This window comes from Amorphus sp. 3PC139-8, assembly GCF_040750475.1.
Lineage (GTDB): Bacteria > Pseudomonadota > Alphaproteobacteria > Rhizobiales > Amorphaceae > Amorphus.
On sequence record NZ_JABJVY010000001.1, the window covers coordinates 228,895 to 254,970 of the forward strand.

The 26,076-nt window shown below is 66.3% G+C and carries 23 protein-coding genes; 11 read left to right on the plus strand and 12 right to left on the minus strand.

Features of this window, described 5'->3' with window-relative positions; translation table 11 throughout:
* Positions 1-3: 3 nt before the first annotated feature.
* Positions 4-903, minus strand: coding sequence for a glycosyltransferase family 2 protein (locus HNS03_RS01015; protein WP_367192416.1), 900 nt, complete (start codon positions 901-903; stop codon positions 4-6).
* A 129-nt stretch (positions 904-1,032) separates the two neighbouring features.
* Entirely contained in the window at positions 1,033-1,761 is a 729-nt protein-coding gene (locus HNS03_RS01020) for a hypothetical protein (RefSeq protein WP_367192417.1), read from the minus strand.
* Positions 1,762-1,883: 122 nt separating this feature from the next.
* Between HNS03_RS01020 and HNS03_RS01025 the strand changes: the two genes are divergently transcribed.
* From HNS03_RS01025 to HNS03_RS01045, 5 genes are all read left to right on the plus strand, one after another.
* Positions 1,884-2,651 (plus strand): SDR family oxidoreductase, encoded by a 768-nt coding sequence (locus tag HNS03_RS01025; RefSeq protein ID WP_367192418.1) that lies wholly within the window; start codon positions 1,884-1,886, stop codon positions 2,649-2,651.
* Positions 2,648-4,630 (plus strand): excinuclease ABC subunit UvrC, encoded by a 1,983-nt coding sequence (uvrC, locus tag HNS03_RS01030; protein ID WP_367192419.1) that lies wholly within the window; start codon positions 2,648-2,650, stop codon positions 4,628-4,630. The genes HNS03_RS01025 and uvrC overlap by 4 nt, the downstream gene beginning before the upstream one ends.
* Positions 4,631-4,788: 158 nt before the next feature.
* A complete protein-coding gene (gene pgsA / locus HNS03_RS01035) occupies positions 4,789-5,361 on the plus strand; it encodes a CDP-diacylglycerol--glycerol-3-phosphate 3-phosphatidyltransferase (protein ID WP_367192420.1) in 573 nt (190 codons plus the stop codon).
* On the plus strand, positions 5,361-5,612 hold the full coding sequence (gene moaD, locus HNS03_RS01040; protein WP_367192422.1) for a molybdopterin converting factor subunit 1: 252 nt from the start codon (positions 5,361-5,363) through the stop codon (positions 5,610-5,612). The genes pgsA and moaD overlap by 1 nt, the downstream gene beginning before the upstream one ends.
* A gap of 206 nt (positions 5,613-5,818) precedes the next feature.
* Entirely contained in the window at positions 5,819-6,292 is a 474-nt protein-coding gene (locus tag HNS03_RS01045) for a molybdenum cofactor biosynthesis protein MoaE (RefSeq protein ID WP_367192804.1), read from the plus strand.
* Between the two features lie 143 nt (positions 6,293-6,435).
* Here the strand turns inward: HNS03_RS01045 and HNS03_RS01050 are convergent, their stop codons facing one another.
* Genes HNS03_RS01050 through HNS03_RS01060 form a run of 3 tightly spaced genes read right to left on the minus strand, consistent with a single transcriptional unit; the run spans position 6,436 to position 9,568 of the window.
* A complete protein-coding gene (locus HNS03_RS01050) occupies positions 6,436-7,434 on the minus strand; it encodes an Hsp33 family molecular chaperone (RefSeq protein ID WP_367192423.1) in 999 nt (332 codons plus the stop codon).
* Positions 7,431-8,372: an ornithine carbamoyltransferase gene (gene argF, locus HNS03_RS01055; RefSeq protein ID WP_367192425.1), complete on the minus strand. Its 942-nt coding sequence runs from the start codon at positions 8,370-8,372 to the stop codon at positions 7,431-7,433. The genes HNS03_RS01050 and argF overlap by 4 nt, the downstream gene beginning before the upstream one ends.
* Positions 8,369-9,568, minus strand: coding sequence for an aspartate aminotransferase family protein (locus HNS03_RS01060; RefSeq protein ID WP_367192426.1), 1,200 nt, complete (start codon positions 9,566-9,568; stop codon positions 8,369-8,371). Before HNS03_RS01060 ends, argF begins: the two co-directional genes overlap by 4 nt.
* A gap of 367 nt (positions 9,569-9,935) precedes the next feature.
* On the opposite strand from HNS03_RS01060, the gene HNS03_RS01065 reads away from it, so the two are divergent.
* Positions 9,936-10,514, plus strand: coding sequence for a GcrA family cell cycle regulator (locus HNS03_RS01065; protein ID WP_367192428.1), 579 nt, complete (start codon positions 9,936-9,938; stop codon positions 10,512-10,514).
* 254 nt (positions 10,515-10,768) lie between these two features.
* On the plus strand, positions 10,769-11,542 hold the full coding sequence (locus HNS03_RS01070; RefSeq protein ID WP_367192430.1) for an enoyl-CoA hydratase/isomerase family protein: 774 nt from the start codon (positions 10,769-10,771) through the stop codon (positions 11,540-11,542).
* 22 nt (positions 11,543-11,564) lie between these two features.
* Here the strand turns inward: HNS03_RS01070 and HNS03_RS01075 are convergent, their stop codons facing one another.
* The 6 genes from HNS03_RS01075 to HNS03_RS01100 form a co-directional block, all read right to left on the minus strand.
* The gene (locus HNS03_RS01075; RefSeq protein WP_367192432.1) at positions 11,565-12,389 is read right to left on the minus strand and encodes a GntR family transcriptional regulator; all 825 of its coding nucleotides are present in this window, start codon (positions 12,387-12,389) and stop codon (positions 11,565-11,567) included.
* Positions 12,390-12,586: 197 nt separating this feature from the next.
* Positions 12,587-13,201 (minus strand): hypothetical protein, encoded by a 615-nt coding sequence (locus HNS03_RS01080; RefSeq protein ID WP_367192433.1) that lies wholly within the window; start codon positions 13,199-13,201, stop codon positions 12,587-12,589.
* Positions 13,202-13,204: 3 nt separating this feature from the next.
* The gene (locus tag HNS03_RS01085) at positions 13,205-13,804 is read right to left on the minus strand and encodes a cysteine hydrolase (protein WP_367192435.1); all 600 of its coding nucleotides are present in this window, start codon (positions 13,802-13,804) and stop codon (positions 13,205-13,207) included.
* On the minus strand, positions 13,801-15,861 hold the full coding sequence (locus HNS03_RS01090; protein ID WP_367192436.1) for a hydantoinase/oxoprolinase family protein: 2,061 nt from the start codon (positions 15,859-15,861) through the stop codon (positions 13,801-13,803). The genes HNS03_RS01085 and HNS03_RS01090 overlap by 4 nt, the downstream gene beginning before the upstream one ends.
* Positions 15,858-17,603, minus strand: coding sequence for a hydantoinase B/oxoprolinase family protein (locus tag HNS03_RS01095; protein ID WP_367192438.1), 1,746 nt, complete (start codon positions 17,601-17,603; stop codon positions 15,858-15,860). The genes HNS03_RS01090 and HNS03_RS01095 overlap by 4 nt, the downstream gene beginning before the upstream one ends.
* Positions 17,600-18,499, minus strand: coding sequence for an oxaloacetate decarboxylase (locus HNS03_RS01100; RefSeq protein WP_367192440.1), 900 nt, complete (start codon positions 18,497-18,499; stop codon positions 17,600-17,602). The genes HNS03_RS01095 and HNS03_RS01100 overlap by 4 nt, the downstream gene beginning before the upstream one ends.
* 613 nt (positions 18,500-19,112) lie before the next feature.
* Between HNS03_RS01100 and leuC the strand changes: the two genes are divergently transcribed.
* The 4 genes from leuC to HNS03_RS01120 all read left to right on the plus strand — a co-directional run bounded on the left by leuC (position 19,113) and on the right by HNS03_RS01120 (position 24,911).
* Positions 19,113-20,543 (plus strand): 3-isopropylmalate dehydratase large subunit, encoded by a 1,431-nt coding sequence (gene leuC, locus HNS03_RS01105; RefSeq protein WP_367192441.1) that lies wholly within the window; start codon positions 19,113-19,115, stop codon positions 20,541-20,543.
* Positions 20,543-21,169, plus strand: a complete 627-nt coding sequence (gene leuD, locus HNS03_RS01110; protein WP_367192442.1) for a 3-isopropylmalate dehydratase small subunit — start codon at positions 20,543-20,545, stop codon at positions 21,167-21,169. Before leuC ends, leuD begins: the two co-directional genes overlap by 1 nt.
* 297 nt (positions 21,170-21,466) lie before the next feature.
* A complete protein-coding gene (locus tag HNS03_RS01115) occupies positions 21,467-22,675 on the plus strand; it encodes an MFS transporter (protein ID WP_367192443.1) in 1,209 nt (402 codons plus the stop codon).
* A gap of 661 nt (positions 22,676-23,336) precedes the next feature.
* Positions 23,337-24,911: a methyl-accepting chemotaxis protein gene (locus HNS03_RS01120; RefSeq protein ID WP_367192444.1), complete on the plus strand. Its 1,575-nt coding sequence runs from the start codon at positions 23,337-23,339 to the stop codon at positions 24,909-24,911.
* A gap of 102 nt (positions 24,912-25,013) precedes the next feature.
* Here the strand turns inward: HNS03_RS01120 and HNS03_RS01125 are convergent, their stop codons facing one another.
* Positions 25,014-26,051 carry a 5-methyltetrahydropteroyltriglutamate--homocysteine methyltransferase gene (locus HNS03_RS01125; RefSeq protein WP_367192445.1) on the minus strand — a complete coding sequence of 346 codons (1,038 nt, stop codon included), beginning with the start codon at positions 26,049-26,051 and terminating at the stop codon, positions 25,014-25,016.
* Between the last annotated feature and the right edge of the window lie 25 nt (positions 26,052-26,076).

Genomic DNA, 26,076 nt, shown 5'->3' on the forward strand with positions numbered 1-26,076 from the left:
CGCTCAAGGACGGCGGATGCCGGGAAGCGCCGCCATCTCCGCGGCAATTCTCTCCAGCACGGCCGACCCCACCCGAAGGCCGAGCTCGCCCGACAGATAGCGCGCGAACGCCGGCGATGCCCAGGCGAGACCGCCCTGATCGCGCCGCAGCTTCCAAGCCGCCGACACGCACAGCCTGGTCAGCGCCGGCCGGGCGGGGTGATCCTTGGGCAGGCCCGCCAACAGCCTGTAGGCGGACACGAACCGGTCGTGGTGCTGCTGCCGCTTGTCGGCCGAGAGCGTCGAGGCCGCCTGCTCCGGCGCACAGACGACGGTTGCGTCGGTGAGCGCCATCCGATCCGCCTTCGCCGCCAGACGCAGCGACAGCGACTGATCCTGAATGAACACCGCCTCGTCGCAGCCGCCGGAGGCAAGAAAGAGATCCCGAGCCACCAAAAGCGCGATATGCACGATCGGCCGCCGGGCCGCCATCACCAGCGGCGCCTCGCTCACGATAACGGCCGCATCGTCGGAAATCGGCGCCAGCGTCGCCTTCTTCCGCCGACCATAGATCAGCGGCGCGCCGGTTTCAGCGAGCTTCGCAAGCATCCAGTCGGTGGCGTTTTCCGGCAGCAGGTCGTCGCCGTCTATCGGATGCAGGACGCGCCCCCGCGCAGCATCCGCCGCTTCGTTGAGCCGGATCGCCGGGCCTTTGTTGTCCGCGTGCAGGATCAGCCGGACACGATCATCCTCCCGCGCGAACCCCTCCAACACCTCGACGGAGTCGTCGGTCGAGGCGTCGTCGACGAACACGAACTCCCGGCTGTGCGATCCGGTCTGTGCCTTAAGACTCGCCCAGACGGCCGGCAGGGCCTCGGCCTTGTTGTAGACGGTGACGAGATAGGAGACGTCGACTCCGTCCAAGGGACCAGCACTCCTAGACTAGAGAATTTGAACCGCGGCCGAACACCCAGTTCTCGTCCGCCCTCATCCCGCTTCTACCTTGCGCGGAATGCGGGCGGAAAACCGATGCCCACTTTTCCTCATCCCGCTTTATTCCCGCCAGTAATCGCCGATCCAGCGGGCCGGTCGAAGCTGCTTGTGGATGCCGCCCGGCCAGCGGCCCTCGAACGCCTCGTCCGGCTTCGGATGGCCGTGGAACACCACGATCTTCGCCCCGTCCGGGATCTTCGCCGGCACGAACCAGCGCTTGATTCCCTTGGGCAGGCAGTGGCGCTTGAACGACACGCACCACTCGTCCGGCCAGAACACGATGTCGGTCTTCACGTTGGAAAGGAAGGCCTGCTCGTTGCGGTAAAGGTCCACCCAGTGTTGGACGGTGTGCTCGTGGAAGGTGTCGAGCACGAACGGATCGGCGCCGATCTCGAAGCGGAAGACCGACGAATTCCCGATCCGCCGGTCCGGATGGGTCCAGTTGTGGATGATCGCAAGCTTGCCGGGCTCGAATTCGAAGAAGGGCTCCAGCCGATCCACCACGATCAGGTCGAGATCGAGGAACAGCGCGGTGCCCTCAAGGTCCGCGAGCGTCCGGTTGAAAAGCGCAAGCTTCTTCCAGGGATAGTCCTGGTAGGCATCCAGCGTGATCGGCGGCAGCGGCGCCGTCTCGACCTTCGGGTCGATCCCTTCCGGGTCGTCGGTAAAGCACATGAAACGGAACGGCAGGTCGAGCTGCCGCGCCACCATGCCATAGAGACGATTGACATAGTGCGGCCCGTAGACGGTGCCCCACTTCATACAGACGATGTTGACGGGAGCGGTCATAGGGCCTTGCTTCGATGGCTTGCGGGGGCGCGAAGGGTTCGATCCGCCTATAAGAATCCGACGTATGTGACAAGCGCGGGGCAACCGGACCCGCAATCCAAGGGACGACAGGAAAAGAATTGATGCCGTTTCCCGCGCCGAAGACCGCGCTCGTCACGGGTGGCGCCCGCCGCATCGGCCGGGCGATCGTGGAGGATCTCGCCGCCCACGGCTACGCCGTCGCCATCCACGCCCATCGCTCGGTACACGACGCAGAAGCGCTCGCCGCCGAGCTCGTCGCCCAGGGCGCTCGGGCGATCGCGGTTCCCGGCGAACTCGCCGAGCTCGATCGTCTGGACGAGATCTGCGACGCCGTCGAAAGCGCGTTTGGCCCGATCGGCCTGCTCGTCAACAACGCCTCGATCTTCGGCGACGACGACATCGCGACCATGACGCCGGAGAGCTTCCTCGCCCACATGACGGTGAACGCGGCCGCGCCGATCTTTCTCGCCCAGGCCTTCGCGCGCCGGCTTCCGGAGCAAACTGAAGGGCTCATCGTCAACGTCACCGACCAGCGGGTGCGCAAAACCGTCCCCACCCACTTCTCCTACGGCACTTCGAAGGCCACATTGGATGGAGCGACCCGGACCCTTGCCCAGGCGTTGGCGCCCCGCATCCGGGTAAACGCGATCGCGCCCGGTCCGACGCTTCCCAGCGAGCGCCAGGCCATGTCCGACTTCGAGCGCCAGGCAGCGGCCGTCCCCCTCAGGCACGGCCCGCGCCTAGACGAGTTCGGCAAAGCGGTGCGCTTCTTCGTCGAGGCGAGCTCGGTCACCGGCCAAACCATCGTGCTCGACGGCGGGCAGCATCTTGGCTGGGAGACGCCTGACGTCCTAGGAATCGAGGAATGACCGAATCGACGTCCCAAGATCAGAGCAAGGCGGCGCCCAGCGTGCCGGCCGACGACGCGTTCGAGCGGATCGCGCTCGCACCCGTCGACGAGACGGCGGACGGCGAAGCGCGCGTGGGCGCCGACCTGATCGCGGACGTGGTCAAGCGGCTGCCGAACGCGCCGGGCGTCTACCGGATGCTCGATGAAAAGGGCGACGTTCTCTATGTCGGCAAGGCGCGCAGCCTGAAGAAGCGTGTGTCGAACTACGCCCGTCCGGTGGGTCTGCACTATCGCACGCTGACCATGATAGCCAACACGCGGGCGATGGAGTTCGTCACCACCCGCACCGAGACCGAGGCGCTGCTCCTCGAGGCGAACCTGATCAAGCGGCTGCGTCCGCGCTTCAACGTTCTGCTGCGCGACGACAAATCGTTCCCTTACATCCTGATCACCGGCGACCACGAAGCGCCGCAGATCGTCAAGCATCGCGGCGCGCGCAGCCGCAAGGGCGACTATTTCGGACCGTTCGCCTCCGCCGGCGCGGTCGACCGCACCATCAATGCGCTGCAAAAGGCCTTCCTGCTGCGCTCCTGCACCGATGCCGTCTACGACACCCGGACCCGGCCTTGCCTCCTGTTCCAGATCAAGCGCTGCTCCGGCCCCTGCACCGGCGAGATCGATCCCGCTGCCTACAAGGAGTTGGTCGGCGAGGCGCGCGCCTTTCTCGCCGGCAAGAGCAAGGCGGTACGCGCCGAGCTCGCCACCGAGATGGAACAGGCCGCCGAACGGCTCGATTTCGAGCAGGCCGCCCGCTACCGAGACCGGCTCGCCGCGCTTTCCCACATCCAGTCGCACCAGGGCATCAATCCGCAAGGCATCGAGGAAGCCGACGTCTTCGCCGTCCACCAGGAGGGCGGGCAAAGCTGCATCCAGGTGTTTTTCTTCCGCACCGGCCAGAACTGGGGCAACCGGGCCTATTTCCCGAAGGCCGACGCGAACTGGTCGGCGGCGGAGGTACTGGAAAGCTTCCTCGCCCAGTTCTACGACGACAAGCCGTGCCCGAAGCTGATCCTCACCTCCGAGCAACTGCCGGAAGAGGAGCTGCTCGCCACCGCGCTCACCGAACGCGCCAGCCACAAGGTGGAGGTGCATCGGCCCCAGCGCGGCACCAAGCGCGAGCTGGTCGACCACGCGCTTCAGAACGCGCGCGAGGCACTCGGCCGCAAGCTCGCCGAGAGCGCGAGCCAGGCCACCCTGCTCAAGGGCGTTGCGGAGGTGTTCGAGCTGCCGGCCCCGCCGCGCCGGATCGAGGTCTACGACAACTCCCATATCATGGGGACCAACGCGGTCGGCGGCATGATCGTCGCCGGGCCGGAGGGCCTTGCCAAGGCACACTATCGCAAGTTCAACATCAAGTCGGACACCGTCACCCCCGGCGACGATCTCGGCATGATGCGCGAAGTGCTGCAACGCCGCTTCCAGCGGCTGTTGAAAGAGGCCGGTCCGCGCGGCGAAAACGAGGCGCCGGAGGACGGGATCGGCCCTTGGCCGGACCTCGTGCTGATCGACGGTGGCGCGACCCAGCTCGCCGCCGCCCGCGAGGTGCTGACCGAGCTCGGAATCGAAGACCTGCCACTGGTGGGCGTCGCCAAGGGCGTCGACCGCGACGCGGGGCGCGAAGAGTTCCATCGGCCGGGCAAGGCGCCGTTCCGCCTGCCGCCGCGCGATCCGGTGCTCTATTTCATCCAGCGCCTGCGTGACGAAGCGCACCGGTTCGCCATCGGCACCCACCGTGCCAAGCGGGCCAAGGAGATCGCCGCCAACCCGCTCGACGAGATCCCCGGCATTGGGGCCGCCCGCAAGCGTGCGCTGTTGCGCCATTTCGGCACCGCCAAAGCGGTCTCCAAGGCCGGCATCGACGACCTGGTCTCCGTGGAAGGCATTTCGGAGGCGATGGCGAAGTCGATCTACTCCTACTTCCACGACCAGGCGAGCTGATTGCGATTTCCGGAAAAAGCGGGCCCGGTATTGCGCCCGGGACCGCGCTCCCCTTCGCGAGCCGATCGGAACGGGCGACCCGCCGTCACGTTGACGGTCCGGGCGAGCTGTGGTCTCTCAGGCTTGGCCAGCCCGCAGCTTCCTGTTCCGGTCCGCTCATGACACGCCGCGACGCGCTTACCGTTCCCAATCTGCTCACCTATGGCCGCATCATCGCGGTGCCGGTGGTGGCTGCGCTGTTGTTGGTGCCGGGATCCGGCGCGCGCTGGGCGGCGGTGATCATCTTCGTGGTCGCGGCGGTCTCCGACTTTTTCGACGGCTATCTCGCCCGCACCTTGAACCAGACCTCCGCGCTGGGACGGATGCTCGATCCGATCGCCGACAAGCTGATCGTCGCCGCCCTTCTGGTCGCGCTCGCCGCCGACGGCACCATCACCGGCCTCAACGTGCTCGCTGCCGTGTTCATCCTGATGCGCGAGATCTTCGTCTCCGGTCTGCGCGAATTCCTGGGCGGCACGGTGGTCATCCATGTCAGCCAGATCGCCAAGTGGAAGACTGCGGCGCAGCTTGTCGCCATCTCCGTGCTCTTGATCGCGCCGCTCGCCGAGACCGCGGCGCCGGCGGTCGAAATCCTCGGCCTGGTGGTGCTTTGGATTGCCGCGGCCCTTACGGTCTACACCGGCATTGACTACATTCGGGGTGGATTGCCCTATCTGACCGAGGCTGAGTGATGCGTATCGTCTATTTCGCCTGGGTGCGCGAGCGCGTCGGGCTCGAGGCCGAGGACATCGACCTTCCCGAAAGCGTGGCGACCGCCGGGGAACTGGTGGACTGGCTCAAGGAGCGCAGCCCCGGCCACGCCTTTGCGCTGGAAGAACCACGTGCGATCCGGGTCGCCGTCGACAAGGTCCATGCCCGGCCGGACGCCCCGCTCGCCGGCGCCCAAGAGGTGGCGCTGTTTCCGCCGATGACGGGCGGATAGAGCGGGATGAGAAAAAGTGGAAACCGGCTTTCCGCCCGCATCCGCTCTGATTTGAAAGACGATCAACTCGTCCCTTCGGACACCGTCCGAAGGAGTTGATCCCAAGCGATTTCAGGAAAAGTGGGAACCGGTTTTCCGTACGAAATCGCGGCAGGGAAAATGGAGGACGCACAATGTCCGAATCCATGCCCAGCGTAGGCGGCCTCATGTCTGGCAGCGATTTGGCACCTGAGATCCGGGTCGGGCCGGAGCCGATCGACGTGGCGGCCGAAACCGCGCCGTTGACCCACGGGCGCACCGACATTGGCGCTGTCGTCACCTTCACCGGGCTTTGCCGCGACGAAGCGGGCCGGCTGGCCGCCCTGGAACTGGAGCACTATCCCGGCATGGCCGAGGACGAGATCGGCCGCATCGCCGAGGAGGCGGTCAGCCGCTGGCCACTTCTCGGCCTCAAGGTCGTGCACCGCTCCGGTAAAATCCTGCCGGGGGAGACCATCGTGCTGGTCGCTGCCGCCTCCGCCCATCGCGCTGCCGCGTTCGAGGCCGCGTCCTTCCTGATGGACTTCCTGAAGACCCAGGCTCCGTTCTGGAAGAAGGAGCATCCGCGCGACGGGGCCGAGGGCGGCTGGGTCGCGGCGAAAGTGGAAGACGACGCCGCGACGGAGCGATGGGAGCGCTGAGAGATTTTTCGCTCACGCGCGCGGATACGCGGGCAAGCGGATACGCGGGCAAGATGGGGGAACCACGCGCCAAAGCCCCCAAAAAAGCTCTTTGGTCTCGCAATTTCGGACGGAAAACCGGTTCCCACTTTTCCTGAAATTGCTCAATCATCGATCCCGAAGTCCGACGGTGGGAACCGGTAGACCGTGCTGCAGAATTCGCAGGTCACGCGGATCTCTCCCTCCTCGACCATCTCGCGCCGTTCATCGGCATCGAACTGGTTGAGGATGTCGACGATCTTCTCGCGCGAGCAGCTACAGGTCTCCTCCACCGGAACCGCGTCGAACACACGGACGTCGCGCTGGTGGAACAGCCGCAAGAGCAGCCGCGGCGGCGCGACGTCGGGGTCGATCAGCTCGTGATCCTCGACCGTGCCGACCCGGGCGAGCGCTTCCACCCAGGCATCGTCGTCCGGCTCGCCATCCCCTTCTCCGGCCTCGCTTCCGGGCGCATCGCCGGGGCTCAGGTCGCGATGCCGGATGCGGTCTTCGGATTCGGGAAGAAACTGCATCATCAGCCCGCCGGCACGCCAGGAATGGCGCAGCCCGGCGCCATCCCGGCGCTCCAGCACTTCGGCGACGGCAAGCCGCACCGTCGTCGGGATCTGCTCCGACTGGGCGAAATAGGCGTGTGCCACTTCTTCCAGGCTGTCGCCGGTGAGCGGCACGATGCCCTGATAGCGCCGCATGTGGCCGCCCGGATCGATGGTGAGGGCCAGATGTCCCTCGCCCACCAGATCGGAGAACGCGGGCGCCCCGTCGGCCGACAGGCGCGCGACCTGATCAGCATCGAAACGGGCATAGGCCCGCACCCGGTCCGGCGAGCGGAAATCCACCACCAGCAGGCTGACCGGCCCGTCGCTCTGGATCTGAGAGATGAAACGGCCTTCGAACTTCAGCGCGCTGCCAAGGAGAACCGTCAGCACCAGCGCCTCGCCCAAGAGCCGCGCCACCGGCTCCGGATAGCCGTGCCGCGACAGGACGCTGTCCACGACCGGGCCCAGATGGGCGACCCGGCCGCGCACGTCGAGCGCATTCACCGAAAACGGCAACACCAGATCGTCGGACGGAAGCCTTACGACCTCCCCGCCAGATTCGCTCATTCCGCCGCCGCTGTCTCCGCCATACACCATGCCAGGATCCCTTTCTGCGCATGTAGGCGATTTTCGGCTTCGTCAAAGACCACCGACTGCGGTCCGTCGATCACGCTTTCCGACACTTCCTCGCCACGGTGGGCGGGCAGGCAGTGCATGAAGATCGCATCGGGCGCGGCCGCCGCCATCAGCCGGTCGTTGACCTGGAACGGCTTCAGCAGGTTGTGACGCCGCTCGCGCTCGCGGTCTCCCATCGACATCCAGGTGTCGGTGACGACGCAATCGACCCCATCGACCGCCTCGAACGGGTCCTCGGTGACGAGGATCTTAGCACCGGCCTTGCGCGCCTTCTCCACCACGTCTTCGGCAGGCGCGAGCTGGGGCGGAGTGGCGACACGCAGCTCGAACGCGAACCGCTCCGCTGCCTGCACCCAGGACGCCAGCACGTTGTTGCCGTCGCCGGTCCAGGCCACCTTGCGCCCGGCGATCGGACCGCGATGCTCCTCGAAGGTCAGCACGTCGGCCATGATCTGGCAGGGATGCGAGACCTTGGTCAGGCCGTTGATCACGGGCACGCTCGCATATTCGGCGAACTCGCTCAGCGCGTCGTGATCGAGAATCCGGATCATCACCGCATCCACATAGCGCGACAGCACGCGTGCGGTATCGGCGATGGTCTCGCCACGGCCGAGCTGCATTTCCGCGCCGGTGAGCATGATCGTTTCGCCGCCGAGCTCGCGCATTGCCACGTCGAACGACACGCGGGTCCGGGTCGACGGACGCTCGAACACCATGGCCAGCACACGTCCGGCCAGCGGGCCATCGCCCCGGCGCGCGCCATTGCGCTTCGCCTTCATGCTGCGGCTGTCGTCGATGATCCCCCGAAGCACCGCACTCGGAAGCTGATCGAGATCGAGGAAATGCCTCGGAGCGCCGTTTCCGGTCATGCCGCCCCTCCTGACTGGATCTGCGCCTCGACGGAGGAGGCCGCACGATCGAGGCGATCCACCGCCTCTTTGATGTCCGCGTCCGTGACCACGAGCGGCGGCAACAGCCGCACCACGTTGTCGCCGGCCGCAATCGTAACGAGGCCTTCGGCGCGCGCCGCGGCCACCACGTCGCCCGACGCGACCCGGCATTTGAGCCCCTGCATCAGGCCTTCGCCGCGGCTCGTCTCGAACACATCGGGATGGGAATCCACCAGGCCGGCAAGCGCCTGCTTCAGGACGATGCCGCGCCCGGCGACCGCCTCCAGAAAGCCAGGCTCCAGCACGACGTCCAGAACGGCATTGCCCATGGCGCAGGCGAGCGGATTGCCGCCATAGGTCGACCCGTGGGTGCCGGGGATCATGACGTCGCCGACCTCAGCGGTCGCCAGACAGGCACCGAGCGGGAAGCCGCCGCCGATACCCTTGGCGACCATCATGATGTCCGGCTCGACCTCCGACCATTCGCAGGCGAACAGCTTGCCGGTCCGCCCCATGCCGCACTGAACCTCGTCGAGGATCAAAAGCGTGCCCGTCTCGTCGCACAGCTTGCGCACGGCGCGCAGATAGTCGTGCGGGAAAGGACGGATGCCGCCTTCACCCTGGATCGGCTCCAGCATGACGGCCGCCGTGGCCGGGCCGACCGCGGCCTTCAGGGCTTCGAAGTCACCGAACGGCACTTGGTCGAAGCCTTCCAGCGGCGGGCCGAAGCCTTCCAGATATTTCGGATTGCCGCCCGCGGCGATGGCCGCAAAGGTTCGGCCGTGGAAGGCGCCTTCCACCGTGACGATGCGAAAGCGCTCCGGCGCGCCATTGGCATAATGGTAGCGGCGCGCGGTCTTGATCGCGGCGTCGGCGGCCTCGGTGCCGGAATTGGTCACGAACACGCGCTCGGCAAAGCTCGCCGCGCACAGCCGGTCGGCCAGCCGTTCCTGCTCGGGAATCCGGAAAATGTTGGAGGTGTGCCAGACCTTGTCGGCCATGTCCTTCATGGCCGCGACGAGGTGCGGGTGGGCATGGCCGAGCGAGGAAACGGCAATGCCGGACCCGAAATCGAGATAACGTCGCCCGTCGGACCCATCGAGCCAGACACCTTCGCCGGTTTCGAAGGCGAGTTCCGTGCGAGCATAGGTCTTGTAGACGGCCGAAGAAGCCATGACGTCTCTCGATGGTTGATGGCGATTTGGATGACGAATTCGTCGTACAGCGCCCGAAAAACAAATCGTGCCGCCAGAAGGGGCGGCACGACGGAACGTTGTATATTCGGCGAACGACGCCATGTGTCAATGTCCGAGCCGCAATCGGGCTTGCGATCGGAGACGAAAATCGGTTGGGGAAAACCGAATCAGTCCACAGCGTCGAGTCCAGCTGAATCTTGTCAGAGATTCTCGCGATGTTGTAGTCTCTTTCCTATCGAGGCACGAGATATCGTGCAGAACCCACCCCTCAGCCCCGAGAGCGCAGGTGCGCGGCCCGTCCGCGCGGCGCCGACGGATTCTGTGAACCACAGACGGAGGTCTCGAAATGGGTGAGGAGACGACGGCGTCCTGGACCGATGAGCGGGTCTCGCTTCTGCAGAAGCTCTGGTCGGAAGGACTGAGCGCGAGTCAGATCGCGACCCAGCTTGGCGGGGTCAGCCGCAATGCGGTGATCGGCAAGATCCACCGTCTCGGTCTTTCGGGCCGAGCCAAGACGGCCGCTCAGCCCCGCCCGCGCAAGCAGCGGCCGGCGACGTCGAAGCCGACGCCCCGGGTAGCGGCCGGCGGCAGCGGTGGCGGATCCGGTGGTGGTGGCAACGCCGCCACGGTGGCCCGCGCCACCCGCGTGGTCGGCAACACCGCCTTGAAGCTCGTGGTGGAGAGCGAAGTCGCCACCCAGCCCGCGCCGGTCGGCCAGGCCGACGTGGTGCCGTTCGGCGAGCGCAAGACGCTGATGGAGCTCAACGAGCACACCTGCCGCTGGCCGATGGGCGATCCCGGCTCCTCCGACTTCGCCTTCTGCGGCCGGGAGTCCACCCCCGGACAGCCTTATTGCAGCGCCCATGCCCGGGTTGCCTACCAGCCGGTGCCGGACCGCCGCAAGCAGCGCTCCAGCGGAAGCTGACCGGACGCAACGTCCCGGTCTTTTACGCACCCGGTCTTTTGCGCAAATGAGGTGCGCAGCGCGCAAATGTAGCGTTGCGCATTTTTCCGAAAGCCTTTTCCGAACGGCCAACCGGGTTCCACTTGGCGTGGAAGCGCTGAGTTCGCGCAACGACTGCGCACAGCAGACGCTTGCCCTTGGCGCGCGAACCGGTCACTCCTTTGCCGCGACGAAGCCCGCCACCCGCGGGGCGGGGCACGAGAGGAGCGCGCGAGATGACCGGCAGCATCGAGTTCGATCATGACGACGGGGCGGCGCGCCTCACCCTCTCCAATCCAGGCAAGCGCAACGCGATCTCCGCCGATATGTGGCGTGAGCTGCTCCGCGTCGCCGGCGAGGTGGCCGATGATCCGGCGATCCGCTGCGTGATCGTGGAGGGTGCCGACGGCACCTTCTCGGCCGGCGCCGATATCGCCGGCTTCGACACCGGCCGCAGCGGAAGCGGCGCCGGCGCCTATGACGATCTTCTGGAAGATGCGCTGGCCGCACTGGAAGCGATGCCGAAGCCGGTGATCGCGGCGGTGGCCGGCCCCTGCATGGGGGCGGGTGCGGCTCTTGCGGCCGCCTGTGACTTCCGGGTGGCGGAGGAAGCCGCCTTCTTCGCCGTGCCCCCTGCCCGGCTCGGGATCGGCTACGATCCGCGCGGCGTGGCGCGGCTGGTCCGCGTGTTCGGCGATGCGGCGACCCGCGAACTCCTGTTTCTCGGAGAACGCATGACTGCCGACCGCGCCCACCAGATCGGTGCCGTCCACAAACTCGCCACCCAGGGCGAGGTGCGCCTCGCCGCCGACGCGCTGGCCGGCATCATCGCGGCCCGGGCGCCGCTCACGATCGCGGCGGCAAAGGCGGCACTGTCGGAGATCGCCGGCCGCTATCGGCCTTCCGAAGAGATCCTGCGGTTCGCCGAAATCGCCAATCAGAGCGCCGACTATGCGGAAGGCCGCGCAGCCTTCGCCGAAAAGCGCCCGCCCCGCTTCGTCGGAAAGTGATCGTCGGACGCCGCAGGCGCCATCATGTTTTCTTCGCCGACGCGGTCGTGCGCGAGCGCCGGCCGGGACGCGTGCGTGCGGTCTGCTCGCTTGGCCGCCAATGCGGTCCGGAGCTGCCGGCGGTGCGAACCAGATCCATCTGCAAGGTGTAGCGGTCCGGCCGGTAGAGGGCGGAGAGATACTCCATCCCGTCGCCGTCCTGGCCGTAGACGACCCGGCTCAGCGACACCAGCGGTGCGCCGACATCGATCCCGAGCGCCTCGGCGACCTCCGGTCCCGCCAGCACGGCGCTGATTTCCTGGCGCGCGAATTCCGAGCGAAGCCCGGTGCGCTCCATCAGCTCCAGCAGCGGCATCTGCGCCAGATCCTGCTCGGAATAGACCCGGCCGATCCGCTCCGGCACATAGGCCGTGAGGTAGGAGAAGGGCGTGCCGTCCACCAGCCGCACGCGGATCGAACGCTGCACCTGCTCGTCGGCGGCCAGATCGAGCGCGTCGCGCACGATGTTCGGTGGCCGCATATATTCGAACGACAACAGGCGGACATCGGTGGAGCGGCCCATCTCGATCAGATGGGAAAACACGTTCGCCACATCGGTGATGAGGGTGCGAACCTTCGGCTCCTGACCGCGCACGAACGTACCCGCGCCGGGCCGGCGTTCCACCAGCCCCTCCTCGGCGAGCCGCGCCAGCGCCCGACGCACGGTCACGCGCGAAACGTCGAAATCCTGCGCAAGCGTCGGCTCGCCCGGCAAGCGAGTGCCGGAGGCGAGGTCGCCCGTCATGATCTGATCTCGGAGCAGAAGATAGACCTTCTGCGTTTTAAGGGGATCGGTCGCCAGCCGCACGGTCGCGTTTCCCAGGCCTGTCTGAACGGGCAAGCTGTATGAGTTGCCAGACATGCCCCGTCAACCCGCACATATAGCGCGGATGAGCGAGACACGCTAAAATTGATCGCTTCAACCAGCCACGCGAGCGCCGTTCGAGGCGCCCGACGGCCAGCCAAACTTCTGAAATCACAACCCTTTTTACTCACCACCCGAAGTCAGGGCCGCGCCGTGCAGGTGGTGGCGAGCACCAGCCCGTCCGCGATCGGGGCGGGTTCCGACAGCGAAAAGCCGACCCAGTCGTAGCCGAGGGGATTGCGCTTTTCCGCCGGCATCAGCCAATCGTCGGCGCGTTCGACCCCGGCGAAATGCTTGGAGAGCGATCCGTCGACGGTCCACACCACGTCGATGTCCCCCGGCGCCGCGCCCTTGCCAAGCACGAGCCAGCCCCCGTCGGCGGCCAAGCTGACATCGGAGCGCCGGCAGGTGCACCAGTAGCTGAAGCGGATCATCTCGTGCGGCGCCGGGCCATATCCCCAAAGCCGGACCCATTCGGAGCGGAAGCGATCGAGGTCCGGATTGAACCAGACGCGCTCAAGGCTGTCGTGAGCGTCGAGCGCCATGAAGTCGAACCACCCGAACGGAGCCGGATTGGGCGCCACCAGCTTCCAGTTGGCGTAGTGACGGACGCCCGGAATGGCGTTGAAGAAAGGATTGTCGGTCTCTTTCAGCCAAGGCTCGTAACCGGCGTCGACCGCATGTTCGCCGACATTATAGACGATGAAGATCATCGGCGACCCGACGTCCAACCGATCGCGCTCCGATCCCGCCATGCCTCAACCGAGCTCCGCCATCATCTCCGCAACCGTCGCGATCCGTCCCACCGGCCTCAGCGCCTCGACGGCGGTGATGTGGGTTTCCACCGAGAAGGCCGCGCAACCGTCTTCGATCAGGATCGCATCGAACTCGCGCACATGGGCATCGCGGAAGGTGGTGGCGACACCGCCGTTGGTGACGATGCCAGCGACCAGAAGCCGCTCGATGCCCGCCTTGCGCAGCACCCACTCCAACCGGCTCATGTAAAAGGCGGAATAGGCCACCTTCTCCACGCAGAAGTCCGCCGGACCGAGCTCGTCGACGAGCTGGTTGCCCCAGCTTCCCGGCGCGAAATCGCCCTTGGCCAGGAAGGGGCGGATCTTCTTGAGGTGCGGCGCGATGATGGGCTCGCCGCCCCGCCCGGGCACCAGCGTGAACTGGGTCGAGACGATCCAGCCGCCCTTGTCGCGGACGAGGTCCGCGAGCGGCTTCAACCGACCGGGCAAGACCGCGATTTCCGGCGCGCTCTGCCCGGCGCGCCCGTAAGCGCCGTCCGGATGGATGAAGTCGTTCTGCAGGTCGGCGAACAGCAGCGCCGTCTTGTCCATGGCCACGGTCATGATTTGCGCTCGACGATCAGATTGCCGAACCGATCGATCCGCGCCTTCAGGTCGGGATCGACCACGGTGGTGGCATCCGCCTGCTCCAGGATCGCCGGGCCCTCCACCACCGCCTCGACCGGCAGTGCGAGCCGGTCGTAGATCACGGTGTCGTGGTAGGCGCCGTCGAACCAGACCGAGCGGGTGCCCATCTGCGCGTCCGCGATCGTTCCTTCCGCCGAAGGCGCAAGGGCGGCGAGGTCGAAACTCGGCCGGACGCCGATCGCCGCCGTGCGCAGATTGACGATGCGCATCGGCACGCCGGACAGAAGCCGGCTGAAGCTTGCCTGGTAGGCGGTCTCGAACGCCTTGGCGATGATCGCCTCGTCGATCCCGGTGGTGCCGTTTTCCACCGTTACCGGCAACGGCACCGCCAGCGTATGGGTCTGGCCGACATAGTGCATGTCGAGCTCGAACACGATGTCGATGCGCTCCACCGCGAGATGGGCGTTCTCCACCACCGCCTTGGCCTTTACCGCCTCTTCGACCATGCGTGCGTCGAGCGCTGCGGCATCGATGCCGGTCAGCGGCAGGTTCAGGGTCTGGACCTGGTCGTGGCGAATGTCGGCGATCACGCAGCCGAGCGCGGACGTGACGCCCGGATAGCGCGGAACCAGCGCGGCCTTCAGCCCGACGTCCTTAATCAGCGCGCCGGCATGGAGCGCGCCGCCACCGCCAAAGGGAACCGCGGCGAAGCGCGTGGGGTCGTGGCCACGCTCGATCGACATCAGCCGCAGCGCGCCGGCCATCTTGGAGTTGGCGACGCGGACGATCGCTTCGGCCGCGGCCATCGCGTCGATGCCCAGCGGATCGCCCACGTGCTTGGCGATCGCCGCCTTGGCCGCTTCCACGTCCAGCCGGTCGAGCTGACCGCCGATCGGCTTGTCGGCATTGATGCGGCCGAGCACTACGTTGGCATCGGTCAATGTCGGCCGGTCGTTGCCGGCGCCATAGCAGACCGGTCCCGGGCGCGAACCCGCGCTTTCCGGCCCGACCTGCAGCAAACCGCCGGCATCCACATGGGCAATCGAGCCGCCGCCGGCGCCGATAGTCACGATCTCGATCATCGGATTGCGAATGACGAGGCCGAAATCGATGGTGGTCTGAGCCGCCAGCGCGGTCTTGCCGCCGACGATCAGCGAGGCGTCGAACGAGGTGCCGCCGAGATCGCCGGTGATGACGTCGGGAAAGCCCGCGGCCTCGGCAATGGCCGCGGCCGCGATCACGCCCGCCGCCGGGCCGGACAGCGCGGTGCGGGCCGGCAGCTTGCGCGCGGTCTCCGTCGACATCACGCCGCCGTTCGACTGCACGATGTGGAAGCGACCGTCGAAGGATTCCGACGCCAGGGCGGCTTCCAGCTTGGCCAGATAGGAGCCGACCACAGGCTGCAGATAGGCGTTGAGGGCGGCCGTCGAGGTGCGCTCGAACTCGCGGATCTCAGGCAGGATCGCGGAGGAGCAGCCGATATAGTCGTTCGGCCAAACCTCGCGTGCCGCTGCCAACGCCGCGTCTTCGTTGGCCGAATTGGCGTAGGCGTTGACGAACACGATGGCGATGGCCTGGGCGCCGGCGTCCAGTAGCGCCTTCGCCACCCTTTGGACTTCGCCCGGATCGACCGGCGTCAGCACCGTGCCGTCGGAGAGCGTGCGTTCGGCCACTTCCACGCGGAAGTCGCGCTCGACCACGGGCACGAAGTCGCCGGTCAGCCCCCAGGTCTGGCGGCGATCGCGGCGGCGCATTTCCAAAACGTCGCGGAAGCCCTCGGTGGTGATCAGACCGACCTTGGCGCCCTTGCGCTCCAGCAGCGCGTTGGTGCCGACCGTGGTGCCGTGAACGATGGAATCGAGCTTGGAAACCGCCCCGAACGCGGTCAGCCCGGCCAGGAAGCCGGCAGCTTCGTCGCCGCGATTGGACGGCACCTTGGCGGTGCGGAACGCCCGGCTTTCCTCGTCGAAATAGAAGAGATCGGTGAAGGTGCCGCCAACATCGACACCCACGATGGTCCCAAGAGCGCTCACGCGACCTCCTCGTTGCGCAGTCGTTGCGTCGCGTCGCGGTCCACAATGCCCTCGCCGTCCAGCACGACGCCGTAGATCTCGCGGGCCGCCTCCAGGCTCACGAAGCCGAGCCGCACATCGCGCGCGACCCGGTCGGGATCGCGTTGGTGCGGATCGCCCCAGCCGCCGCCGCCGGGAGTTTCCAGCCGGACGCGCCCGCCCTTGTCGATATGGACGCCGGTGATCTTGGAGACGTTGGGCGGCGAGACCATGCCCTGCTCGGTGGTCCAGCCAAATCGGTTCAGTGCCGCGGGTCCGCCACCGGCAACACCGAACGGGGCCGCCTTGCCGCGCTCGCCCAGCAGGGAGACGTCGGCCGGCGTCATGGTCTCGATCTCGTAGACCGCGCCGACGCCGCCTCGGTGAACGCCGGGCCCGGCGGAATCCGGCCTGAGCGCCCACTGGCGGAAGATCACCGGATAGGCGGCTTCCAGGATCTCGATCGGCGGGATCGTGGCCGTCGAGATCGGGTTGTTGGCGTGGTTGAGGCCGTCGCTGACCGGGCTGCCGCCGAGGCCGCCGCCGAAGAAGGAGAACAGCACCCAGCGGCTGCCGTCGGTGCGGTGGCCGGCGATCGAGAGCGCGTTGATCGTGCCGAACGGACCGCCAAGGGCCCGGTTCGGATCCGCCTTGGCCAGCGCGCCGAACACGACGCCGATCAGCCGCAGGATGGTCTCGGTGTAGCCCGCCACCGGCTTCGGCGGCCCGGCCCCAAGGAGCGAGCCATCGACGATCTTCACGTCGATCGGGCGCAGACAGCCGGCATTGGCCGGCACGTCGGTGAAGACGTGCTTCAGCGCGACATAGCAGGCGGCAACGGTGGTCGAACGCGAGATATTGATTGGCCCGTGGCAGGCCGGCGACGAGCGCGAGAAGTCCAGCGTCATCTCTTCGCCCGACACCACGGCGTCGAGGGCGACCGTCAGCATGTCGTCGGTGATGCCGTCGTTGTCGAGCACGTCCTCGAACGAATAGGTGCCGTCCGGGATCGCCCGGATCGCGGCCCGCATCATCGCCTCGGCCCGATCGGAGTAGGCGTCGAAGGCGGTGGCGATGGTGCCGTCGCCGTACTCGTCGAGCAGATCCTTCAGCCGGCGCTCGCCGAGATCCAGCGCGTTGAGCTGGGCGTTCAGATCGCCCCAGTTGGAGGTCGGAACCCGGGAGTTCGCCTCCAGAATGCCGATGATGTCGCCGTTGAGCTTGCCGGCGGAAAACAGTTTCACCGGCGGAATGCGGACACCTTCCTGAAAGCTTTCCACCGCCTTCGGATTGTAGCCGCCCGGCACGTTGCCGCCGATGTCGAGCCAATGGCCGACCGAGGCCATCCAGCAGAACAATTCGCCGTCGCGGAAGATCGGACGCACCAGCCGGAAGTCGTTCAGATGGGTGCCGCCGTCATAGGGATCGTTGAAGAGGAAGGTATCGCCCTCCTCCAGGCCGCCCTCCTTGGCGACCTTGTCGATCACGGCCTTCACGGCGAACGCCATGGCGCCGACGAAGATCGGAAGCCCGCCGGAACCCTGCACCAGCGTGCCGCCGTCGACCGGATCGTAGATGCCGTGACAGGCATCCTTGGCCTCGGCGATGGTCGGATTGAACGCGGAGCGATAGAGCGTCGCGTCCATTTCGTCGACGATCTGCTCCAGCCGGCCCTTCAGAACGGCGAGCGTGACCGGATCGAGAAAAGCCGCCGCGTCGCTCATGCCGCATCCTCGGCATTCGAGCCGGAGCCCTTGTCCGCGGCCCGTTCGTAGGCTTTTCCGCGGGCGAGCATCTCCGGCGTTCCGATCACCTCGTTAAGCGCGGCAAAGTCGTACATGCGATCGCGGAACGGCGAATTGCTGCCATGCGTGGCGAGCGAGGCATAGTAGTCGCCGGCGGCGCGGGCGAGCGCGCGGGCGATGCCGCCGGGAAAGATCACGATCTTGAAGCCGAGGTTGCCGAGATCGGTGGCGGAGCTGATCGGCGTGGCCCCGCCTTCGACCATGTTGGCCAGAAGCGGCCGGAGCCCGCCGAGCGCCTCGGAGATCTCGCCGAGCTGGCGCTGGGAGGTCGGCGCCTCCACGAACAGGACGTCGGCGCCGGCCTCTGCATAGCGGCGGGCGCGTTCGATCGCCTTGTCCGGCCCCTCGGTGGCGAGCGCGTCGGTGCGAGCGACGATCAGCGTCTCCTCGCTCTGGCGCGCGTCGACGGCCGCCTTGATCTTGCCGATCATTTCCGCGGCCGGGATCACGCTCTTGTCCTTCAAATGGCCGCAGCGCTTGGGCAGCGTCTGATCCTCAAGCTGGATCGCGCTCGCGCCCATGCGCTCGAACACCCGCACGGTGCGCTCCACGTTGAGCGCATTGCCGTAGCCGGTGTCGGCATCGACGATCAGGGGCGTGGCGACCCGGTCACGCACCAGCGCGATCTGATCGGCCACTTCCGACATGGAGACCAGACCGATGTCGGGACGGCCGAGCCGCGTATAGGCGATCGCGGCACCGGAGAGATAAAGCGCCTCGAACCCGGCGTCGGTGGCGATCGAGGCGGTCAGCGCATCGTAGACGCCAGGGGCGACGATCGGCCCGTCGCGGTGGAGGCGTTCGCGCAAGGTCATCGGGAGCTGTCCTTCTTGTCTTGCCCGCGGCACCGGTCTGTCTCGTCGTTCGCCATGTTGCCCTATCCTGCGGGAGGACCCTGTTGTCGAGAGAGCCGGCATGCGGCCGAAGCGGCGGGTCCGGACATCGCCATTTTCCGGCGGATCACCGATGCAACGCGGACGGATCCCACTGCCGCAAAGGTGCGCTCACCCACCCCGTCAGGTCCAGGAATAACCTAACAATCTGTTTTAAACAGATGACAGCATAGGTCAACGACCCTATGCTCATTTCCTGTTTCCATAGCCGTGCGACGGACCCCGTCTTGCGGCCCGGCGCTGGCGAAAAGTCTTGAAAAACCATGGCACAAGCTTGTCCCATCCACCAGACCGATCGCTCCACTCCGGACCAGGCCGGCGCCGGTGCGACGCACAAATCCACACACATATCTTGTATCTTATTTAATACAGATCCCGCAAATGGAAACCAAGCCGTGGAGGACCTCGGAGGCGGTGATCGCGACCGACTGCCAACGCTTGCCCCGTCCAAGCTCCGGTCCCATCTTTGATACAAACCTGAAACAAGAACGAGCGGAGCGATCACCCGCTCCGCCGATCGATTGAGGGACCGAGGATGGTTTCCCACACCTCTGCCAGCGATGCGCCGAAGACCCTGTTCGACAAGGTCTGGGACGACCACGTGGTGGCGACCCGCGAGGACGGCGCGGCGCTGTTGTGGATCGACCGCCATTTCGTGCACGAAGGCTCCCACCACGCCTTTCGCAAGATCGCCGAGCGCGGTGCGAAGGTGGCCCATCCCGAGCTGACCTTCGGGGTCGCCGATCACTATGTGCCGACCCGCACCCGCGACCTCTCGGCCGTCGACCACGCCGTCGCGGACATGGTCGCCCGGCTTTCCGACAATTGCGCCGCAAACGGCGTCCGCCTGTTCGGTCTCGACGATCCCCGCCAGGGGATCGTTCATGTGGTCGGGCCCGAACAGGGGCTGACGCTGCCGGGCCTCAGCATGGTCTGTGGCGACAGCCACACCTCCACCCATGGAGCGTTCGGCGCGCTGGCCTTCGGCATCGGCGCCTCGGAGGTCGCCCATGTGCTGCTCACCCAGACGCTTTGGCAGCGCCAGCCCAAGCGCCTGAAGATCCGTGTCGACGGGGCCATGGCGCCGGGCGCGACCGCCAAGGACCTGGCGCTCACCATCATCGCGCGCATCGGTGCCGACGGCGCCCATGGCCATGCCATCGAATTCGCCGGCTCCACCGTGGAGGCGCTCTCGATGGAAGGTCGCCTGACGCTCTGCAATCTCTCCATCGAGAGCGGCGGCCGCTGCGGCATGATTGCGCCGGACGACACCACCTTCGCCTATCTGGCCGGACGTCCGTTCGCGCCGGCGGGCGAGGCACTGGAACGCGCGATGTCCTACTGGCGCACGCTTCCCTCCGACCCCGACGCCGCGTTCGACCGGGAGATCGTGCTCGATGGCGGCGAGGTGGTGCCGATCGTGACCTGGGGCATCAGCCCGGAAGACGCGCTGCCGGTGACGGAAACGGTGCCCGATCCGAACCGCATCGCCGATCCCGCCCGTGCCGCCCATGCCCGCGAGGCAGTAGGCTATATGGGACTGGTCCCCGGCCAAAAGCTGACCGACGTCGCCGTCGACCGCGTCTTCATCGGCTCGTGCACCAACAGCCGCATCGAGGACCTGCGCGCCGCCGCCGCCATTCTCGCCGGCCGCAAGGCCCGGGTGCCGGGCCTGGTATCGCCCGGGTCCTCCCAGATCAAGCGGCAGGCGGAAGAGGAGGGCCTGGCGGAGATCTTCACCGCCGCCGGCCTGGACTGGGTGGAGTCCGGCTGCTCCATGTGCGTCGGCATGAACGGCGATCTCGTGGCCGCCGGCGAGCGCTGCGCGTCCACCACCAACCGCAACTTCAAGGGGCGCCAAGGCAAGGGCGCGCGCACCCATTTGATGTCGCCGGCAATGGTGGCGGCTGCCGCCGTCACCGGCCATCTCGCAGATGTCCGCACCCTGCTTCGGGAGACCGTGTGATGCGCCCGTTCACCCGCCTGACCGCGCTCGCCTGCCCGCTGCCCTTCATGGGCGTGGACACCGACCAGCTCATTCCGGCCCGCTTCATGAGCCGGCCGCGCTCGGAAGGATATGGCGACTTCCTGCTCTACGACCGCCGCCGCGACGACGCCGGCGACCTCGATCCCGCCTTCCCGATCAACGACCCCGATCGCGCGGGCGCCGAGATCCTGGTCGCGCAGCGCAATTTCGGTGGCGGCTCGTCGCGGGAGGCGGCGGTCTACGCGCTGGTCGATGCCGGCTTCCGCACGGTAATCGCCCCCACCTTCGGCGACATCTTCGCCAACAACGCCGTCAACAACGGCCTGCTGCCGGCCCGCGTGCCGGAGGCGGACGGCGAGGCGATCCTGGCCGCGATCGCAGGCGGGCTTCGAGAGATCACCGTCGACCTGGAAACACAGGAAATCACGGCCGGCGAGATCCGGACCAGTTTCGAAATCGACCCGATCTCGCGCAAGAAGCTGCTGAATGGCTGGGACGACCTGGACCTCACCCAGAGCTACGCCGATGACATCGCCGGCTTCGCCAAGGCAGACGCGGCGCGCCGACCGTTCGCGCACCTGGTGAACATTCCCCGTTCAGACTGATTCAGTCTGAACGAAAAGGAATTGCTCAAGATATTGAAGCTGGGGCCATTTCTAACCGGTCAGGCGTATCCACCTGATCGGTAAAGGCTTTCGCATCTCCAGGCCAAGTGGAAACCGATTGGCCATCCGAAAGCGTTTTGAAACAGGAACTTAGACCCTAGCGGCTTGATCGCCCCAAGGGATGCGGCGACTTGACTCCGGCGCCGCCACACTGGTACCTGAAAATAAAACAAGCAATCGCTTGTAATATCTGCTGGCGGACCGAATTCGGGGTCGCGGCCCGTTCAGGAACCTTCCATGGCATATTCAACCGCTCAAGCCGAACCGTCGACCGCATCCTGGCCCGCGGTCCTCTCCGTCTCCTTCGCAATGTTCAGCCTGGTGACGGCCGAGCTTTTGCCGATCAGTCTGCTGACGCCCATCGCGGCGGACCTGAACATTTCGATCGGAGCGGCGGGACAAGCGGTGACGGTGACGGCGACGACCGCCGCGCTCGCGAGCCCGCTCGTCATCTTGGGATCGGGGCGCTTCGACCGGCGCTTGCTGGTTTGGAGCCTTGCCGCTGTCCTCGCCGTCTCCTGCGTTATTTCGGCGGTCGCCGGCGGCTTGTGGCAGTTTCTAATCGGGCGCGTGCTGCTTGGGCTGGCGCTCGGCGGAACGTGGGCGCTGGTTACGGCGCTCGCGCTTCGGCTCGTGCCCACCCATCAGGTAGCGCGCGCCATGTCGATGATTTTGACGGGTGTGTCAGCCGCAAGCGTGGTGGCGCCCTCCGCCGGCGCCTATCTTGGCGAAATCGTCGGCTGGCGCGGCACCTTTTTCGCGGCCGCGGTCCTGGGACTTGCGGCCCTGATCGCGCAAGTCGCGACCTTGCCTCGGCTTCCTGCGGCTCAGGCTCTTAAACTTGCGTCGTTCCGCACCGTCGTGGCACGCGGTTCCGTGGTCGCCGGCCTCGCGACGATCTTCCTTGTGCTTTCGGGCCAATTTGCCAGCTTCACCTATATCCGCCCCATCCTGGAACAGCTTTCCCGGCTGGAAATCGACAGCATATCCCTGGCGCTTTTCGCGTTCGGCATAAGTGGTGTCGTCGGAAGCATCGTTGGCGGCGCCTTGGCCGCGCGCAGCGCGTTCTTGTGTGCCGCTGGCTCGTCGGTTTTCCTCATGTTGGCAACTACCTCGCTCGCGCTGGTGGTTTCCGCGCCGTTCGTCGCCATCGCCGCGACCGCCATATGGGGGTTCGCGTTCGGCGCCTTTTCGGTAGCCATCGCGACCTGGAACGCCGAAGCGGCACCGGATCATGCGGAAAGCGTCGGCGCTCTGCAGGCTTCGAGCTTCCAGATCTCGATCGCCGTCGGCGCTATCATCGGCGGCGCGACCGTCGAAGTCTTTGGCCCGGTCGGCGCAATCGTCTACACCTGCCTCGCGGTGCTCCTCGGCGCGGCCGTCATGCTCACGACCGGCATTCGAAGCCGATCGCGAAAGATGATCGACGCGATCGCTCAAAGCTAGGGTCAGGATCGATTTGCCCGACTGCGGCATCTCAAGAGCTGGCCCCTCGAAGAGGCCGGAACGGCAAAACCGCCGGGGTTTCCTAAGCTCTCGCTCATCGAGCATCCTGCGCGCCGACGGCGCGCCGATAAGATGCTCGACGCTGAAAGCTCCGATCGGCTCGTCCGCATTCGGCACCTGCCGAACGCGGGCCGATCGGTGGATTCGACCAAATCGCCTCCTCCCATGACCTCCGGATTTACGGGTCCTGACCCTACGGCCGCTCCCCTCAGCGCCGACATGTCGCTGCGTCCGTCGCCGCCCCAGACAAGCTCAGCGCAAGCTTCTGGCTCCACCACTTATGAGCGTGCGGCAAAGTCTCCAAAGGCCACGTCCGCGTTTGCCGGTCCGCATCTTGGCGACCCGCTTTCGCAACGCGGCCGGTGGCGAGCGTTCGCACGCCGGATCGATCACCACCGGAAAAGCCGGAGTTTAGTCACCTTCGTTCGCGCACCCCATGGCGCCTGCTCCTGAATGAGGAGCTTGCCTGGATGGACGCGAAGCAGAAAATCGGATCTCAGACATGTCAATTCGGCAGAAAATGCTTTTGCTCGTGGGCGGAGCACTTCTCATATTTGCAGTCATTCTTGGACTGAACTTCAAGGCCATTTCGGATCAGATGATGGCGGACCGCCGCCAGATGGTCAAAAACCAGGTCGAAAGCGCCTATAGCATCGTGGCGTCGCTGGCAAAGCAGGCGGAGGCCGGCAAGATATCTGAGGCGGAAGCACAGGAAGCCGCCCGGCTCACCTTGCGCTCGATCCGCTACGGCAACAACGATTACGTCTTCGCCAGCGACTACAGCCCGGAAAATTACGGCCTGTCCGTTGCTCATCCGAGCGACAAGGTCGAGGGCCAGAACACCTGGAAGGCCGATCCGGTCAAAAACGCGTTCAGCAAGGACATCATCGAGGCGGGCAGGGCCGGCGGCGGCTTCATCAGCTACGCCTACCCGCGCCTGGGAGAGACGACGCCCTCGCCGAAAATCGCCTATTCGATGGCGTTCGCGCCCTGGAATTGGGTCGTGGCTTCGGCGCTTTATGTCGACGACCTTTATGCCGCGATCTGGCGCAAGGCGATCAACACGCTGATGTGGACGGTCCCGCTGTTTCTCCTGATCGCGGGCGGCGCGCTGTTTCTTTCCAACAGCATCACGCGGCCGATCGCGTCCATCACCGCCGCGCTGGGCCGCCTGGCCAACGGCGATATGGATGCGGCAATCCCCGGTGCCGGCCGCCACGACGAAATCGGCCAGATGGCGTCGACCGCCGAAGTGTTCCGCGAGAGCATGATCGAGGCACGAACCCTCTCCGAAGCGCAGGCCGCCGAGCAGAAGGTTCGCGAGGAGCGCGCGCTTCGGATCGAGCAACTGACCCATCGATTCGACGAGAGCGCCGCAAAGCTTCTGGGTGCGGTCACGTCGTCAGCCGGAGCGATGGAGCAGAACGCCCGGGCCATGGCCGACATGGCCGACGGCACCAACCAGCGCTCCGCGAACGTGGCCACCGCCGCCCAGCAGGCGTCCGCCAACGTCCAGAACGTCGCCTCGGCAACCGAAGAGCTCTCCGCCTCCATCCGCGAAATCGGATCGCAGGTGTCCAAGTCGTCGGACATCGCCTCCCTGGCGGTAACCGAGGCGACCAAGACCAACAAGCAGATCCAGGGGCTCGCCGCCGCGGCCGAAAGCATCGGCCAGGTCGTGAGCATCATCGCGGCGATCGCCGAGCAGACCAACCTGCTCGCCCTCAACGCGACGATCGAGGCCGCCCGCGCCGGCGAGGCGGGCAAGGGCTTCACCGTGGTCGCGGCCGAGGTGAAAGAGCTCGCCAGCCAGACCTCGAAGGCGACCAAGGAAATCACCGACCAGATCCTGGCGATTCAGGCCGAGACCCAGGTCTCCGTGAACGCGGTGGATTCCATCGTGAAGACGGTGGAGGAGATGAACGCCATCGCCTCGGCGATTGCCGCCGCGGTCGAGGAGCAAGGCGCCGCCACCGGGGAGATCACCCGCAACATCGAGCAGGCCTCGCGCGGGACCCAGGACGTGACCGACAACATCGTCAGCGTCTCCGAAGCCGCCGGCGAAACCAAGATGGCCGCCAACGACGTGACCGGTTCGGCGGAAACGGTGAACCGCGACGCCAATGCGTTGCGGGCCGAAGTCGAGCGGTTCCTGACCAGCGTCCGCGCCGCCTGACGCTCAGGCGAGATCCGCAAAAGAACGAATGGGACGGCTCCCCGGCCGTTCCATTTTTTGCGGCAACCGGAAAACCGGTTCCCGCTTCTCCTGGGGTGTGCCTTATCCCACTTCCTTCCGCACGATTGCGGCGCCGTCGACCATCGCCTTCATCTTGCCGAAGGCGACGTCGCGCGGCAGATATTTCAGCCCGCAGTCCGGCGCCACCGTGATGCGCTTGGCATCGACGTGGGGCAGCGCCCGGCGAATGCGCGCGGCCACCGTTTCCGGCGTTTCGATCTCGTTCGTCGACAGGTCCAGAACGCCCAGGATGATGTCCTTGTCGGGCAGGCTTTCCAGGATAGTGCAGTCGAGGTTCGACTGGGCCGTCTCGATCGACACCTGCTTGACCGACGACCCCTCGAACTCCGGCAGGAAGGAGTATCCCTCCGGCCGCTCGTGAATAATCGCGGCATAGCCGAAGCAGATATGGACCGCGGTCGTACCGGTCACGCCGTCGAGCGCACGGTTCAGGACTTCGATGCCGTACTCGCGCGCCTTTTCGGCGCGGGCCTGCATGTAGGGCTCGTCGACCTGCACGATATCGGCGCCGGCCGCAAACAGATCCTTGATCTCCTCGTTGACGGCGGCCGCATAGTCGAGCGCCATCTCCCGTTCGCTTTCATAGAAGTCGTTCTGGGCCTGCTGGGCCATGGTGAACGGACCCGGCACCGTGATCTTGGTCATCCGGTCGGTGTTGGCCCTGAGGAATTTCATATCCTCGACCTCGACGGGATGCTTGCGGCTGATGCGGCCGACGACGCGGGGCACGGGGTTGGGATGGCCGCTACGGTCGAGCGCGGTGCCGGGATTGTCGATATCGACATTTTCGAGCGCGGTGGCGAACCGGTTGGAATAGCTCTCGCGCCGCTCCTCCCCATCGGTGATGATGTCGAGCCCGGCCCGCTCCTGGTCGCGGATCGCAAGCAGCGTGGCGTCGTTCTGCGCCTCCTCGAGCCATTCCGGAGCGACCCGCCAAAGCTCGTTCGCGCGCACCCGCGGCGGAAAGCGCATGCCGAGCTTCGCGCGGTCGATCAGCCAGTCCGGCTGGCAATAGGAGCCGACCAGCGACGTCGGGAGCAGCGTTGCCTGGGTGGTCATGATGGGGATGTCCTCCGCAGTTTTT

Excerpts from the sequence above, each read along its gene's own strand:
- HNS03_RS01070 (WP_367192430.1), top strand. The coding sequence starts at position 10,769 with ATGACCGGCAGCATCGAGTTCGATCATGACGACGGGGCGGCGCGCCTC.
- leuD (WP_367192442.1), top strand. The coding sequence starts at position 20,543 with ATGCGCCCGTTCACCCGCCTGACCGCGCTCGCCTGCCCGCTGCCCTTC.
- moaD (WP_367192422.1), top strand. The coding sequence starts at position 5,361 with ATGCGTATCGTCTATTTCGCCTGGGTGCGCGAGCGCGTCGGGCTCGAG.
- leuC (WP_367192441.1), top strand. The coding sequence starts at position 19,113 with ATGGTTTCCCACACCTCTGCCAGCGATGCGCCGAAGACCCTGTTCGAC.
- pgsA (WP_367192420.1), top strand. The coding sequence starts at position 4,789 with ATGACACGCCGCGACGCGCTTACCGTTCCCAATCTGCTCACCTATGGC.
- argF (WP_367192425.1), bottom strand. The coding sequence starts at position 8,372 with ATGACCGGAAACGGCGCTCCGAGGCATTTCCTCGATCTCGATCAGCTT.
- HNS03_RS01115 (WP_367192443.1), top strand. The coding sequence starts at position 21,467 with ATGGCATATTCAACCGCTCAAGCCGAACCGTCGACCGCATCCTGGCCC.
- HNS03_RS01080 (WP_367192433.1), bottom strand. The coding sequence starts at position 13,201 with ATGGCGGGATCGGAGCGCGATCGGTTGGACGTCGGGTCGCCGATGATC.
- HNS03_RS01045 (WP_367192804.1), top strand. The coding sequence starts at position 5,819 with ATGTCTGGCAGCGATTTGGCACCTGAGATCCGGGTCGGGCCGGAGCCG.
- HNS03_RS01025 (WP_367192418.1), top strand. The coding sequence starts at position 1,884 with ATGCCGTTTCCCGCGCCGAAGACCGCGCTCGTCACGGGTGGCGCCCGC.
- HNS03_RS01085 (WP_367192435.1), bottom strand. The coding sequence starts at position 13,804 with ATGACCGTGGCCATGGACAAGACGGCGCTGCTGTTCGCCGACCTGCAG.
- HNS03_RS01100 (WP_367192440.1), bottom strand. The coding sequence starts at position 18,499 with ATGACCTTGCGCGAACGCCTCCACCGCGACGGGCCGATCGTCGCCCCT.
- uvrC (WP_367192419.1), top strand. The coding sequence starts at position 2,648 with ATGACCGAATCGACGTCCCAAGATCAGAGCAAGGCGGCGCCCAGCGTG.
- HNS03_RS01120 (WP_367192444.1), top strand. The coding sequence starts at position 23,337 with ATGGCGGACCGCCGCCAGATGGTCAAAAACCAGGTCGAAAGCGCCTAT.
- HNS03_RS01095 (WP_367192438.1), bottom strand. The coding sequence starts at position 17,603 with ATGAGCGACGCGGCGGCTTTTCTCGATCCGGTCACGCTCGCCGTTCTG.
- HNS03_RS01020 (WP_367192417.1), bottom strand. The coding sequence starts at position 1,761 with ATGACCGCTCCCGTCAACATCGTCTGTATGAAGTGGGGCACCGTCTAC.
- HNS03_RS01060 (WP_367192426.1), bottom strand. The coding sequence starts at position 9,568 with ATGGCTTCTTCGGCCGTCTACAAGACCTATGCTCGCACGGAACTCGCC.
- HNS03_RS01125 (WP_367192445.1), bottom strand. The coding sequence starts at position 26,051 with ATGACCACCCAGGCAACGCTGCTCCCGACGTCGCTGGTCGGCTCCTAT.
- HNS03_RS01065 (WP_367192428.1), top strand. The coding sequence starts at position 9,936 with ATGGGTGAGGAGACGACGGCGTCCTGGACCGATGAGCGGGTCTCGCTT.
- HNS03_RS01050 (WP_367192423.1), bottom strand. The coding sequence starts at position 7,434 with ATGAGCGAATCTGGCGGGGAGGTCGTAAGGCTTCCGTCCGACGATCTG.